At 66.2% G+C, this 12823-nt stretch carries 12 protein-coding genes and 2 pseudogenes; 10 read left to right on the top strand and 4 right to left on the bottom strand.

The annotated features are described in order from the left end of the window. Nucleotides 1–29: 29 nt before the first annotated feature. The 5 genes from G4G28_RS23480 (at nucleotide 30) to G4G28_RS23460 (ending at nucleotide 2589) form a co-directional block, all read left to right on the top strand. Nucleotides 30–851: a response regulator gene (locus G4G28_RS23480; protein ID WP_182990171.1), complete on the top strand. Its 822-nt coding sequence runs from the start codon at nucleotides 30–32 to the stop codon at nucleotides 849–851. 152 nt (nucleotides 852–1003) lie between these two features. Next, a complete protein-coding gene (locus G4G28_RS23475) occupies nucleotides 1004–1153 on the top strand; it encodes a lmo0937 family membrane protein (protein WP_182990170.1) in 150 nt (49 codons plus the stop codon). Nucleotides 1154–1594: 441 nt separating this feature from the next. Further along, entirely contained in the window at nucleotides 1595–1993 is a 399-nt protein-coding gene (locus G4G28_RS23470; protein WP_183107881.1) for a collagen-like protein, read from the top strand. Between the two features lie 42 nt (nucleotides 1994–2035). Continuing rightward, complete coding sequence (locus G4G28_RS23465) at nucleotides 2036–2251, top strand: HAMP domain-containing histidine kinase (RefSeq protein ID WP_182990167.1); 216 nt, start codon at nucleotides 2036–2038, stop codon at nucleotides 2249–2251. Then, nucleotides 2236–2589, top strand: coding sequence for a sensor histidine kinase KdpD (locus G4G28_RS23460; RefSeq protein WP_182990166.1), 354 nt, complete (start codon nucleotides 2236–2238; stop codon nucleotides 2587–2589). Before G4G28_RS23465 ends, G4G28_RS23460 begins: the two co-directional genes overlap by 16 nt. A gap of 127 nt (nucleotides 2590–2716) precedes the next feature. Here the strand turns inward: G4G28_RS23460 and ttcA are convergent, their stop codons facing one another. The 3 genes and pseudogenes from ttcA to G4G28_RS23445 all read right to left on the bottom strand — a co-directional run bounded on the left by ttcA (nucleotide 2717) and on the right by G4G28_RS23445 (nucleotide 4886). Continuing rightward, on the bottom strand, nucleotides 2717–3634 hold the full coding sequence (gene ttcA, locus G4G28_RS23455; RefSeq protein ID WP_182990165.1) for a tRNA 2-thiocytidine(32) synthetase TtcA: 918 nt from the start codon (nucleotides 3632–3634) through the stop codon (nucleotides 2717–2719). Then, entirely contained in the window at nucleotides 3631–4029 is a 399-nt protein-coding gene (locus G4G28_RS23450; protein WP_182990164.1) for a dihydroneopterin aldolase, read from the bottom strand. The genes ttcA and G4G28_RS23450 overlap by 4 nt, the downstream gene beginning before the upstream one ends. Nucleotides 4030–4072: 43 nt before the next feature. Then, nucleotides 4073–4886, bottom strand: a pseudogene (locus tag G4G28_RS23445) (SDR family oxidoreductase). 55 nt (nucleotides 4887–4941) lie between these two features. Here G4G28_RS23445 and G4G28_RS23440 point away from each other — a divergent pair. The 5 genes and pseudogenes from G4G28_RS23440 (at nucleotide 4942) to G4G28_RS23425 (ending at nucleotide 10455) form a co-directional block, all read left to right on the top strand. Next, a complete protein-coding gene (locus G4G28_RS23440) occupies nucleotides 4942–6090 on the top strand; it encodes a class I SAM-dependent methyltransferase (protein WP_182990162.1) in 1149 nt (382 codons plus the stop codon). Nucleotides 6091–6213: 123 nt separating this feature from the next. Then, nucleotides 6214–6357, top strand: a pseudogene (locus G4G28_RS27165) (DnaJ domain-containing protein); the annotation flags it as partial. Nucleotides 6358–6727: 370 nt separating this feature from the next. Then, a complete protein-coding gene (locus G4G28_RS27160; protein ID WP_229508131.1) occupies nucleotides 6728–7147 on the top strand; it encodes a hypothetical protein in 420 nt (139 codons plus the stop codon). 164 nt (nucleotides 7148–7311) lie between these two features. Further along, on the top strand, nucleotides 7312–8952 hold the full coding sequence (locus G4G28_RS23430; RefSeq protein WP_183107879.1) for a response regulator: 1641 nt from the start codon (nucleotides 7312–7314) through the stop codon (nucleotides 8950–8952). Between the two features lie 6 nt (nucleotides 8953–8958). Continuing rightward, nucleotides 8959–10455: an HDOD domain-containing protein gene (locus G4G28_RS23425; RefSeq protein WP_308601436.1), complete on the top strand. Its 1497-nt coding sequence runs from the start codon at nucleotides 8959–8961 to the stop codon at nucleotides 10453–10455. 20 nt (nucleotides 10456–10475) lie between these two features. Here G4G28_RS23425 and G4G28_RS23420 read toward each other — a convergent pair whose 3' ends face one another. Then, nucleotides 10476–12752, bottom strand: coding sequence for an EAL domain-containing protein (locus tag G4G28_RS23420; RefSeq protein WP_183107878.1), 2277 nt, complete (start codon nucleotides 12750–12752; stop codon nucleotides 10476–10478). Nucleotides 12753–12823: the final 71 nt, after the last annotated feature.

Here is a 12823-nt window from a genome sequence, read left to right as displayed (position 1 = left end):
GATGTCGATGCATATTCCGAGGAAGTGCCATGCTTGAATCCAGTGAGATCCTGAACGCGACGATCCTGATCGTCGATGACCAGGAAGCGAACGTCATGCTGCTCGAGCAGATGTTGCTCAACGAGGGCTATACGAACATCACCACCACCCAGTCCCCACGCGCGGTGTACGACCTGCACAAGGAACACCGCTTCGACCTGATCCTGCTGGATTTGCAGATGCCGGAGATGGATGGATTCGAGGTGATCGAAGCGCTCAAGAAGATCGAGCACGGCAGCTATCTGCCCGTGCTGGTCATTACTGCGCAGCCGGCGCATAAACTGCGTGCCCTGAAGGCGGGGGCGAAGGATTTTGTCAGCAAGCCTTTCGATTTCATCGAGGTACAGACACGCATCCACAACATGCTGGAAGTACGCCTGCTGTATCGCAGGCTGAACGACCAGAACCGTTTGCTGGAGCAGGCCGTACTCGCGCGCACCGCCGAGTTGCGTCAGAGCGAGGCGCGTTTTCAGCGCTTCACCGAACTGTCGTCCGACTGGTACTGGGAGCAGGATGCGAATGGCAGCCTGACGCAGTTTTCCGGTCCGGTGGAAGAAATGCTGGGTCTCGGCGACAAGGCCAGCAACGACGAACTCGCCGCAGCCGGCTGGAACATGGAGGAGCGTGCAACGCTCCAGGCAAAAATCGCGAACCGGCAACCGTTTCTAGATTTTGTCTACAGCAGGACCCTGGCCGATACGCGCGTCCAGTATCTCCAGGTCAGCGGCGAGCCCATGTTCGACACCGCCAGCGCCTTTTCCGGCTATCGCGGCATCGGGCTGGATGTGAGCGAACGCATGCGGCGGGCCTGAGGCAATCACGCGTTCGTTGCCAGAAAATAAACGTTTGGTTCGGAACCGAACGGAAGTGACGTAGGGAAAGGAAGAAGATGGGTTATCGGGACAGCGCGGAATATCCTCCGCGTCCTCTGATTCACGCTTCAACCAACACCAGAAAGTCACTCATGCTATATACCATCGCTGTTGTCCTCATCATCTTATGGCTGCTCGGAATGGTCACCTCGGTGGCCGCCGGTGGACTGATCCACATTCTGCTGGTCATTGCGGTGATTGCCGTTCTGCTGCGCGTGATCGGCGGGCGCAAGATACTCTGATCCAGACAGGACAGACCAGGACGCGCAACTGTCTCGGCCCCGCTCCATTTCTTCATTATTCCCCGAAGTCTCTTCCATGAGGACGCTGCTCTGCGCCGTCATGGACGCCCGCGCCCGCGCCCGCGCCTGCACCGTGCGCGACAGCGCGGCATTGCGCATCCCGGGTGTTCCATCCCGGACCAGGGCCAGCGTCGGCGCAATGCCATAGCGGGGCTCGACGCGACACCCTGAAGAAACCATCGACGCGTAGTGCCGAGTGTTCGGTTCCGAACGGAACTGGGTCTAGCGGCAGACCATGATGGGATCACTCTTCGATTCTGCCCCCGCCCGCTCTTCTGAATTGGCGCCGGCGCCCACCGATTTCCCCGCTACGCAGGACGCGTGCCCGACGCCGTCGAGCTGTTCTGCGCCAGCGGCGTACGCCCAACACAAGGATTCCCCATGAAATATACCCTGATCTTGCTCGCCTTTGCCACCAGCGTCACCCTCGCGGCTTGCCAGCCGGAGTCCGCGCCACCGATGGTGCAGGTCGTCGCCGGTCCAGCCGGCGCGCCGGGCGCCACCGGTGCTACCGGTGCAGCAGGCGCCCAGGCGGCTGCCGGTGCTACCGGCGCCACCGGTGCGACAGGCCAGGCCGGCCGCAGCGGCGCTACGGGTGCCCCTGGCTATGACGGTGCCAAAGGCGAAACCGGCGTCACCGGGGCGACCGGCTATGACGGTGCCACGGGCGACACCGGCGCAACGGGCGACACGGGTGCGACTGGTGCTACCGGCGACGATGGCGCACAAGGCGACAAAGGCCGCACGGGCGACACGATCGTTGTCCTGCCGCAGCGCTAACCCGGCAGCGTAGACCATGCCAGGCCCGGTGGCTCGAAACGCATGGATGGGATCGTACGGGATTTGCTCGATTTTTCGACCTCGCACCTGGGCGATGGCATACCGGTGGATCCTGACACGGTCGACCTCCTGGAAATATGCCAGGGCGTCGTCGAAGAAGCAAAAACCTTCCATCCCGACCGTAAAATCGAGCTGATCGCGGAAGGCAATTCGAGCGGGGCCTGGGCGCGAGGATGGCCCAGGTGTTTTCCAACCTGATTTCCAACGCGATCCAGCACGGCAAGCCGGAAAGCGTGATCAAGGTGTCGATGCGTGGTTTCCCGGCTGAGGTGATCCATGAAGTCCGAAACGACGCCGACGTCATCCCGTCGACCAAGCTTCGCACGCTGTTTGACCCTGTCAAACGTTTCGCAATACGTCCGCCAAGCGAACGTGTCGTGTCGAAGACGCCCGATCTGGGATTGGGACGGTATGTCGTCAAACAGATCGTCACCGCGCACGAGGGCGAGGTGTCGGTGACCTCGAGCAAGGACGACGGCGTGGTCTTTTCGGCACGCCTGCCCCGCCTGACGCCGCTGCGCCGGCATGGTGATTAAGGGCAGGGAAGCAGGCGCGTCCACCTGCGGGCGCCAGCTCGTCTGGCGGTGATGCGCCGGGCCGGTGTGTAGGGCTTATCCGCCTTGCAAGGCCCCGCAACCAGCCCGGTGGTGCTGACAGCTGCAGTTAAAGCTGGGTGAGCGAAATCGTGTTCGTCACCGGCGCCCCGCACGGCTCTTCGTCGAAGGCGATATCGCCATTCGGATTGGCCACGCCATCCGTTTTCAGGTCCATGAAGCCGAACAGGTTGCGGTCCTGCAGGTGCGAGGGCACGACCGTCGACAGCGACGAGAACACGTTTTCCACGCGTCCCGGATGCGTTTTCTCCCAGCCGCGCAGCATCGCCTTGATCTGCTTCCTCTGCAGGTTTTCCTGCGAGCCGCACAAATCGCACGGGATGATCGGGAAGCCTTTGACTTCCGCATAGCGCTCGGTATCGGCTTCCTTTACATAGGCCAGCGGGCGGATCACCATGTGCTTGCCATCATCCGACACCAGTTTCGCCGGCATGCCTTTCAGCTTCCCGCCGAAAAACATGTTGAGGAAGAAGGTCTCGAGGATGTCGTCGCGGTGGTGGCCGAGGGCGATCTTGTTGCAGCCGAGTTCGTCGGCGACGCGGTACAGGATGCCGCGGCGCAGGCGCGAGCACAGCGAGCAGGTGGTTTTCCCTTCCGGGACCAGGCGCTTGACGATCGAATACGTGTCCTGGTTTTCGATGTGGTACGGCACGCCGAGTTTATCCAGGTAGGCCGGCAGCACCTCGGCCGGGAAGTTCGGCTGCTTCTGGTCGAGATTGACCGCGACGATATCGAAGTGGATCGGCGCGCGCTCTCGCAGCGTCATCAGGATGTCGAGCAGGGCATAGCTGTCCTTGCCGCCGGACAGGCAGACCATTACCTTGTCGCCGTCTTCGATCATGTTGAAGTCGCCAATCGCCTGGCCGACCAGGCGGCACAGGCGTTTATGGAGCTTGTTGTTCTCGTGGGCGATCTTTTCCAGCTTCCTGGCGTCGACGTCCACAGTGTCGTTCAGTACAGCACTCATGCTTCTTCCTTAATTTGAAACACTTCCACACCGACGCCTTCGCAGTCGGGATACACGTCCGGCTTCATCGTCGACACGCGCGCCGCGCGCACCCGCGGGTGGGCCAGCATCGCACGCACGACGTCGTCGCACAGGGTTTCCTGCAGGTGCACGTGGCCTTGCGCCATGCGCTGGGCAATGGTCTCGCGCATGAAATCGTAGTCGACGACTTCATCGAGCTGGTCGGCCTTCGGGGTCGATGCGGCCAGTGGAATATATAAATCGACATTGATCAAGACGCGCTGCTCGCCCTTCTTCTCGAAATCGTGCACGCCGATGTTGATCATCACTTCGTAATTGCGCAGGAACAGCCGGCGGCAATCGCGCAAGCTCGGGTGGGACAGGGCGGACAGCATAACAAGCCTTGATAAGTGATTGGTTGAGGATAAATGGGGAAAATCAGGTCAGGAACATCACGTCGCGCGTCAAGGGCACCAGGTGCTGGCCGCCGTCGACCACCAGCGTGGTGCCGGTCAGGGCGCGCGCCGAGGCCGCATACGACGACGGCGTCGGCGATGTCCTGCGGGGTCGACGAGCGCTGCAGGGGCGTGGCCGTGTGGGCTTTACTAAAACCTTCCTCGCTCTGGTCGCCCGACACCAGCGTGATGCCGGGCGCGACGCCGACGATGCGCAGCGTCGGCGCCAGCGCCTGGGCCAGCATTTTGGTGGCGGCGTCGAGTGCCGCTTTCGACAGCGTGTACGACAAAAAATCCGGGTTCAGATTGTACAGTTTCTGGTCCAGCAGGTTGATCACCACGGCCTGGCTGCCGGCCGGGGTAGCGGCATGCAGGGCCTGCGCCAGCAAGAGCGGCGCGGCGACGTTCGCGCTCATGTGCCGGGCCAGCAGGGCCGGCGAAAACGTGGTGGCGCTGTCGTATTCGAACAACGAAGCATTGTTGACAATGCAAGTGGCCCGGCCGAGGGCATCGGCCACGCGACCGGGGAGCAGGCGCACGGCCGCCTCGTCGGTCAGGTCGCAGGACAGCAGCGCGGCGCGCCGGCCCAGCTGCCGGATCGCCTCGGCGGTCTCTTGCGCCTCGCGTTCGGAATGGCGGTAGTGAACCGCGACATCCCAGCCGGCGGCAGCCAGGCCGAGCGCGATCGCACGGCCCAGGCGGCGCCCGGCACCGGTCACGAGCGCAACTGGAGCGAACTGCGGAGCGGATCGCGGGACGGACTGCGGCGTGCCTGCGTGCGGCGTGATGTGCGTCATGTTTAGACCGTTGGCTGAAATTGTTGATCCGTGCCGATCTGGCTACAATGCCGGGATGTCCTTGCCCCTTCCCGACAGCGACGCCCTGGCCGCGTCCCACGCCCTGCAACAGCAGATTGCCGCCGCCATCGAGGCGGCCGGCGGAGCGATTCCGTTTTCGCGTTTCATGGAGCTGGCGCTGTATGCGCCCCGGCTCGGCTACTACAGCGGCGGCGCGGCCAAGCTCGGCGCGCCCGGCGACTTCACCACCGCGCCCGAGATCACGCCGCTGTTCGGCGAGTCGGTGGCGCGCGCGGCAGCCGCTATTATCGCCCAAAGCGCGCCCAACATCATCGAATTCGGCGCCGGCACCGGCAAGCTGGCGCGCGACGTGCTGACCGCGCTGGCGGCTGATGGCGTGCAGGTGGCCAGCTACACCATCATCGAGCTGTCGGGAGAACTGCGCGTCCGCCAGCAGGAAGCGCTGCGGGATTTCCCGCAAGTGAACTGGCGCGACGGCTTCCCCGAGGGGTTCAGCGGCGTGGTGCTGGCCAACGAAGTGCTCGACGCCATGCCGATCGAGCTGGTCGTGAAAACCGAGGACGGCTGGCGCCGCCAGATGGTGACGATCGCCGAGGGCCGCTTTACCTATGAACAGGCCGAACTGGACGCGGACCTGGGGGCGCAGCTGCTGCGCCAGGTGCCCGACGCCGGCAGCCTGCCGGTCGGCTACCTGACCGAGATCCATCCGGTTGCCTGCGGCTTCATGGCCTCGCTCGCAGCGATGTTCAAGGGCGGGAAGGGCGCCGCTTTCCTGTTCGACTATGGCTTCCCGGCCCACGAATTCTATGTCGACCAGCGCAGCGGCGGCACCTTGATGTGCCATTACCGCCACCATTCCCATCCGGAACCCTTCTTCCTGCCGGGCCTGCAGGACATCACCGCCCACGTCGATTTCACGGCGATGGCGCTGGCGGCGCAGGATGCCGGCCTGGAGGTGCTGGCCTACATGAACCAGGCTTCCTTCCTGCTGGCCTGCGGCATCGGCGAGCTGCTGCTGCGCGTCGATCCGGAAGACGTTGTGCGTTATTTGCCACAATCGAAAGCCGTGCAAAAGCTGGTGTCTCCCAGCGAGATGGGAGAATTGTTCAAGGTGCTGGTGGTGGGCAATGGCGTTGACTTGCCGGATGAATTCGTGCGCGCCGATCGCAGCACGCGGCTATAGCTTTCCTGTCATCTTGCGCTGGGGATACAAACCCGGCTATGCTGTGCCGGTTGGCCCGTGCGCCAACCACCCAGGATCGGCTAACCTTTCCGAACAGACACCAGGCGCCGCCGAAACGAATCCATGGCCAAGATCCACACCCATTATGACAACCTGAAAGTGGCGCGCGGTGCGCCCCAGGAAGTCATCCGTGCGGCCTACAAGGCGCTGAGCCAGAAATACCATCCCGACAAGAACCAGGGCGACGAAAAGGCCGCCCGCATCATGGCGATCGTCAACACCGCCTACAACATCCTGTCCGATCCGGTCCGCCGCAAGGAGCATGACGAGTGGATCGCCGCCGAGGAATGGGAAGTCGAGTGGCTGGAGAGTTCGGGCGAAGAGGGTGCGCGCCCGCGCGGCGAAGGCTGGGAGGCGCCGCCTTCGCTGGCACGGCCGCGCCGCTCCGCCCTGCGCGATCCGAAATGGTGGTTCGGCATCGGTCTGGGTGCGATCGCCGGCGCGGGCGCCGTCCTGCTGCTGGTCCAGCCGCCGCGCCTCTTGCCGGCGGCGCTTGCCTTCAACCGGGCGGCGCCCGCCGAGGCCACGCTGTCCCTGCCGGCACCGGTGTCGGCGCCCGATCCCGACCCCTGGACCGGTGCCGTCGGCCCGAAGCGCCCTCCGGCCCCTGGTCAAGGCGCTGGCGGTGACGCAGCTGCAGGTGCCGGCACGCCAGCCCGACTGCGCCAGCGACCTGACGACCCTGGCCGCGCCGAACGGCGAACCCTGGCCGACCGAGTCCAGCTATATTTCCGGCTACCCGATGGGCAACCTCGGCAAGGAAATGACGGTCGTGGTCGACAACAGCGCCAATCCGTCTCCGGTGTTCGTCAAGATCCACGACCTCGACCGCCGCTCCAACGTGCGCCACGCCTATGTGCTGGCGAATGCCACCTTCACCATCGATGCGCTCGCGGCCGGCAAGTACGAGGTGCGTTACCAGAACGTCATCAGCGGCGCGGCGCGTGCCGATTGCACCCCGGGTGCACCCATGCGTTCCGCCGACGCTGGCTTCTGACGCCGACAGTAAGCTGTTGCTTTTTCCCATCGGCTCGCCGCTTTTGAGCGTCAAGCCCGTCGATTCAAGTAATTTGTTCCCCTGACGTAATATACTCGGACGGCAGCGGCCAGCGCAGCCGCGCCGGAAGCTTGCCGCGGGCCCGTACGGAACAACCACTCGCCATGAACGAACTAGAAGGCCTCAGTGCCCTGCTCATCGAGCCCCATGCGGGCATGCGGGCGAACATCCACGGCATGCTGACCATGTGCGGCCTGACCCGCATCGAGCATGCCAGCAGCGCCAACCAGGCCGTCAAGCAGCTGGGCGTGAAGAGCTTCGACCTGGTGCTGTGCGAATACGATCTCGAGGGCGGGCAGGATGGCCAGCAGCTGCTCGAGGACCTGCGCCACCACAAGCTGGTGTCGCTGTCGACCATGTTCTTCATGGTCACCGCCGAGGGCGACTACGGCAAGGTGGTCAGCGCCGCCGAGCTGGCGCCGACGGACTACATCCTGAAACCCTTTACCGCCGACCGCCTGCTCGAGCGCATCGCCCGTGCATTGGAAAAGCGCAACGTCTTCCTGCCCGTCTACAAGCTGATGGAAGCGGGTGCCCAGCACGAAGCGGTCAACCGCTGCATCGAGGGCGCAAGCGCGCATCCCCGCTACGCCATCGATTTCCTGCGCCTGCGCGCCGAGCTGCACCTGTTTCTTGGCGAAGCCGACCAGGCCGAGCCGATCTACCGCCAGCTGGCCGAGGCCAAGGCGGTGGCCTGGGCGCGCCTGGGCCTGGCGAAAACCCTGTACCTGCGCGAACAGTATGGCGAAGCCGAGGCCTTGCTGACCGACCTGGTCGAGACCAACACGAACTTCGTCGATGCCTACGACTGGCTGGCGCGCACCCATGGCGCCATGGGCGAGCTGCAGAAATCGCAGGACGTGCTGGCGCGCGCGGTGGCTGTCTCGCCCCACGCCGTGCGGCGCCTGCGCACGCTGGGCGAGGTCGCCTTCGAGGCGGGCGACGACGCCACCGCCGAAAAGGTCATGAAGCAGGTGGTGGCGAAAGCGAAGTATTCGGAGTTCCGCGACCCCGAAGACCACGTCAAACTGGTGCGCACGCTGGTACGCAAGGGCGACCCGGTTGCCGCCGCCGCCGTCATCCGCGACCTCGACCGCTCGATGGGCGGGCGCAACCACGCCGATGCCTGCAGCGCCATCTCCTCGGCGCTGCTGCACGAATACACCGGCAACGAAGAGCGCCTGCTGCAGTCCTTGACCACGGCGCTGGAAGCGAGCCGCGACTTGCCTGCCATGTCGTCGGACCTGAAACTGGAACTGGCGCGCAGCTGTCTCGCGCACGACATGACCGAGGGCGCCGCCGAGGTGGTGCGCGACGTCATGCGCAATGCCGACGCCACCGCCATGGACCGGGCGATGAGCATGATGGCCCAGGCCGGCCACGCCGAACTGGGCACGGCCCTGGCCCGCGAAACGCACCAGCAGGTGGTCGACCTCGTGGCCGGCGGCGCCGAGCGCGCAAGAAGCGGCGACCACATTGGTGCGGCCACCCTGATGCAGGAAGCGGCGCAGCGCATGCCCGGCAACCCGCAGGTGGCCTTCAATGCGGCGCTGGCGCTGCTGCGCTGCCTCGAGCATGCCGGCTGGGACGACAAGCTCGGCCAGCAGGCCCTGGTCCAGCTGGGCGCCGTGCGCCGGCTCGACCCGCGCAACCCGAAACTGGCGGCCTTGAACGCCCTGCACCAGAGCGTGCTGAAGAAACATCGCAAGGATCACCCCCAGGGCGCGCGCGCCACGAAAGCATAAGCAAAGATGGCCGAAGCAAGTCCCCCGGTGCCCGACGAGGGTACCACCCGCCGCGTGCGCGCCGCCCTGATGCAGAAGGTGACGGGCGAGGCCGAGATGTTTGCCCTCGGCAGCGCGGTGGCGCGCGTGATCGAACTGGCTTCCTCGGATGAACCGGGCCCGCACGACCTGGCTTATTACGTGCTGTCGGACGTCGCACTGACCCAGCGCATCCTGCGCCTGTCGAACACGGTGCAGTACCGCACCGTCTCCGGCACCACGGTGACGACGGTGTCGCGCGCGATTGCGCTGCTGGGCTTCGACAACGTGAAAACCACGGCGCTGGCGATGCTGCTGGTCGATACGCTCGACAACGGCCAGCACGCCGGCAGCGTACGCGTCGAACTGGAAGCGGCCCTGTGCGCCAGCCTGGTCGGGCGCGAGATGGCGCGCCTGTCGTGCTACCAGGGCGCGGAGGAAGCGGCGATCGGGGCGCTCTTCAAGAACCTGGGTGCGCTGCTGGTCGCCTCGCACGAGCACGCGCGCTACCGCGAGATCGGCCAGCTCGTCGCCACCGGCAAGCACACGCCCAGCCAGGCCTCGCAGCTCATCCTCGGCTGCAGCTACGACACCCTGGCCGCCGCCGTGCTGGGAGAGTGGAAGATTCCCGACGTGATCGTGCGCGCCCAGGCGACGCTGCCGTCCGGTACGCTGAAGGTGGCCGCCAGCCGCGCCGAATGGATGCGCCAGGTCGCCTCGTTCAGCATCGAAGTGGCGCGCCTGCTGGGGCGTCCGCCCGCTGGGGTGGCGCCCAGTGCCACGCCCGAGGCGCGTGCGCTGCTGGCGCGCTACGGCGCCGCGTTCGAACTCGACCAGGCGGGCCTGGAACGCATTTTCGACAACGTGGCCGCTGGCATGCAGGCGCTGATGGAGAGCATGAACCTGCGGCCCCTGCCTCCGCCCGCGGCCGAGGAGGGCACCGGCCTGCCGGACGTGCTGCTGCTGGCCGCGCTGGGCGGCGGGGACGAGGACGGCGTGCACCCTAGCGGCAAACCGAAGAACGCGCGCGAACTGCTGCTGGCCGGGGTGCAGGATGTCACCCAGCTGCGCGCCGGCGGCCGCGCGCGCGTCAACGAGGTGATCCCTGGCGGTGCTCGAGACGCTGTACCAGGCGCTTGGCTTTCGCTTCGCCACCGTCTGCCTGAAAGATGCGCGCCTGGGCCAGTACCGCGCCCGCGTCTCGTTTGGTGCCGAGCAGGCGCGCCTGCAGGCCGGCTTTGCCTTCCCCGCCGCGACGCCGTCCGCGCGCGACCTGTTCCTGCTGGCGATGGAGAACGACGCCGACCTCATGATTGCCGACGCCGCCACCCCGAAGATCCGCGAGTTGTTACCAGGCTGGCACCGCAGCCTGCTGCCGGACGCGAAGAGTTTCATCGTGTTGCCGCTGACCGTCGGCCAGGCGCGGCTGGGCTTTTTCTATGCCGACCGCGCCCTGCCCGCGCCCGAAGGCGTGCCGCCGGATGAGACGGCCCTGATCCGCGCCCTCAAGCGCCAGGTACTGGCTGCTCTTGATGCCGGATGAATTCGCGGAAGTCGGCAACCGGCATCGGCCGCGCGAACAGGTAGCCCTGCGCCTCGTCGCCGTGCTTGTCGCGTAAGAAGCCCCATTGCGCGTGGGTTTCGACCCCTTCGGCCACCACCGCCAGGCCCAGCGAATGGGCGAGACCGATGGTGGCGGCGACGATCACCGCGTCGTTCGGATTGTGTTCGATGTCTTTCACGAAGCCGCGGTCGATCTTGATGCGGTCGATCGCGAACAATTTGAGGTAGGCGAGCGACGAGTAGCCGGTACCGAAATCGTCGATCGCCAGTTTGAAGCCACGTGCGCGCAGCTGGCGCAGCTGTTCGCGCGTGCTTTCCGGGTCGCGCATGGCGGCCGTTTCCGTGATTTCCAGTTCCATCATCGCCGGATCGATGCCGTGGTAGGCCACCAGTTCGTCGAGCCGGCTCAGCAGTGACGCGCCCGAAAACTGGCGCGCCGACAGGTTCACGGCCAGGCGGATGTCGTCCAGGCCTTCGCGCCGCCACTCGGCCAGCAGGGCCATTGCCTGTCCCAGCACCCAGTCGCCCAGCGGCACGATCATCCCGCTTTCCTCGGCCACGGGGATGAAGCGGCTCGGTTCGACCGTGCCCAGTTCCTGGTCGTGCCAGCGCAGCAGCACCTCGGCGCCGATCACGCGGCCGGTCTCGAGCGAGACCTGCGCCTGCAGGTGCAGCTTGAAGCCGTTCGTATTGAGGGCGCCCCACATGCGGTTTTCCAGCAGCAGGTGTTCGTGGGTGGCGGCGTTCATCGCCGGCGAGAAGAACTGGAAGTTGCCCCGTCCCTCGCGTTTGGCCGCGTACATCGCCATGTCGGCGTGGCGGATCAGGGTGGAGGCGTCTTCGCCGTCGTCGGGGAACAGCGCCACGCCCACGCTGCAGCCGCTGTGTGCGGTCGCGCCGCCCAGTTGATAAGGCTGCGACAGCGCTTCCACCACGCGCACCGCCACTCCGGTCACGCTGTCGGGCGTCAGGGGGCCTGCCAGCACGATGATGAATTCGTCGCCGCCCAGGCGCGCCAGGGTGTCGACGTCGCGCAATAAATCTTTCATGCGCTCGGCCGCGCCCACCAGCAGGCGGTCGCCGGCGGCGTGGCCGAGCGAATCGTTGATCTTCTTGAAGTGGTCGAGGTCGATGAACAGCACTGCCGCCGGCTGGTTCTGGCGCCGTGCCATGGCCAGCTGCTGTTCCAGGCGCACGTTGAGCGCGAAGCGGTTTTCCAGGCCGGTCAGCACGTCGTGGTGGGCCAGGCGGTAGATGCGTTCCTGGGCCCGCTGCTGTTCCGTCAGGTCGCGCAGGATGCAGACGAAGATCTCCTCGCGTCCGAGCTGCACGGGCGCCACCGAAATCGACAGGGGAAACGGTTCGGCGCGCGCATTGCGACCCTCGAGCACGCATTCCTCGGGTGGCGCGGTCGACAGCCGCGCCAGCTGGGCCGCGGCATCGCTGTCGGCACCCGCCGGCACCAGGGTGGCGAAGGCCAGGCCGCTCAGGTGGGCGGGGGGATAGCCGAACAGGCGCGCGGTGGCGGCATTGGCCGATACCACCACGCCGCTCGCGTCGACCGTGACGATGGCGTCGGCGGCGTTGTCGAGGATGGCCTCGAGGCGCGCTTCGCGGTCGCGCAGGCGCGCCGTGCGGTCGGCGACTTGCTCCTCGATCACGGCGCGTTCGCCGCTGATGAGCAGCATCAGCGCGCCGAGCAGGCCGGTCAGCAGCAGCCCGGCCGACAGCACGCTCCAGCTGGCCGCGCCCGTTTCCGTCTTCATGTAGGCCGGCGTCGGACGGAAGGTCAGCTGGTAGGCGCGCCCGGCAAACGCCAGGCCGATGCGGTAGTCGTCGCGCTCGGGCCTGCCGAGCGCACCGACCACGGGCAAGGCGCTGCCGTCGGTAACGTCGACCAGGGCGGCGGAAAAGCCGTCGAAGCCGGAGCGGGCGATCGCCCCTTCCACCAGGCGATCGGCGTTCAGGACGAAGCCGACCATGCCCACGGCGGCGGCGCCGTCGGGCCCGACGGCGCGGAACAGGCTGATGCCCGTGTCGTCGGTCATCATCAGCTGGAAGGGCTCGGTGGCGACGGGGCGTCGCGAGGCCAGCGCCTGCGCGGCGGCGGCGGCGCGTCCCGGGGCGGTCAGGAAATCGACTCCGCGCATGACCGAACTCGAGCGCGGCCAGGCGTAGACCATCGGCAGGTAGCGCTCGCGCTGGCCCGCCGGCGTCATGCGTCGGCTGCCGTCGACGTCGAGGATGCCGGGAAGGCCGGGTCGAGCGTGCGCCGCACCCAGTCCTCGAA

Source organism: Massilia sp. Dwa41.01b (assembly GCF_014171775.1).
In the GTDB taxonomy this organism is placed as follows: domain Bacteria; phylum Pseudomonadota; class Gammaproteobacteria; order Burkholderiales; family Burkholderiaceae_D; genus Telluria.
The sequence above is the reverse complement of the archived record's forward strand: the minus strand, read 5'-3'. Positions and strand labels throughout refer to the sequence as shown.

What these genes read in the sequence shown, in the direction of transcription:
- G4G28_RS23480 (WP_182990171.1), top strand. Translation starts at nt 30, where the DNA reads ATGCTTGAATCCAGTGAGATCCTGAACGCGACGATCCTGATCGTCGAT.
- G4G28_RS23475 (WP_182990170.1), top strand. Translation starts at nt 1,004, where the DNA reads ATGCTATATACCATCGCTGTTGTCCTCATCATCTTATGGCTGCTCGGA.
- G4G28_RS23470 (WP_183107881.1), top strand. Translation starts at nt 1,595, where the DNA reads ATGAAATATACCCTGATCTTGCTCGCCTTTGCCACCAGCGTCACCCTC.
- G4G28_RS23465 (WP_182990167.1), top strand. Translation starts at nt 2,036, where the DNA reads ATGGATGGGATCGTACGGGATTTGCTCGATTTTTCGACCTCGCACCTG.
- ttcA (WP_182990165.1), bottom strand. Translation starts at nt 3,634, where the DNA reads ATGAGTGCTGTACTGAACGACACTGTGGACGTCGACGCCAGGAAGCTG.
- G4G28_RS23450 (WP_182990164.1), bottom strand. Translation starts at nt 4,029, where the DNA reads ATGCTGTCCGCCCTGTCCCACCCGAGCTTGCGCGATTGCCGCCGGCTG.
- G4G28_RS23440 (WP_182990162.1), top strand. Translation starts at nt 4,942, where the DNA reads ATGTCCTTGCCCCTTCCCGACAGCGACGCCCTGGCCGCGTCCCACGCC.
- G4G28_RS23430 (WP_183107879.1), top strand. Translation starts at nt 7,312, where the DNA reads ATGAACGAACTAGAAGGCCTCAGTGCCCTGCTCATCGAGCCCCATGCG.
- G4G28_RS23425 (WP_308601436.1), top strand. Translation starts at nt 8,959, where the DNA reads ATGGCCGAAGCAAGTCCCCCGGTGCCCGACGAGGGTACCACCCGCCGC.
- G4G28_RS23420 (WP_183107878.1), bottom strand. Translation starts at nt 12,752, where the DNA reads ATGACGCCGGCGGGCCAGCGCGAGCGCTACCTGCCGATGGTCTACGCC.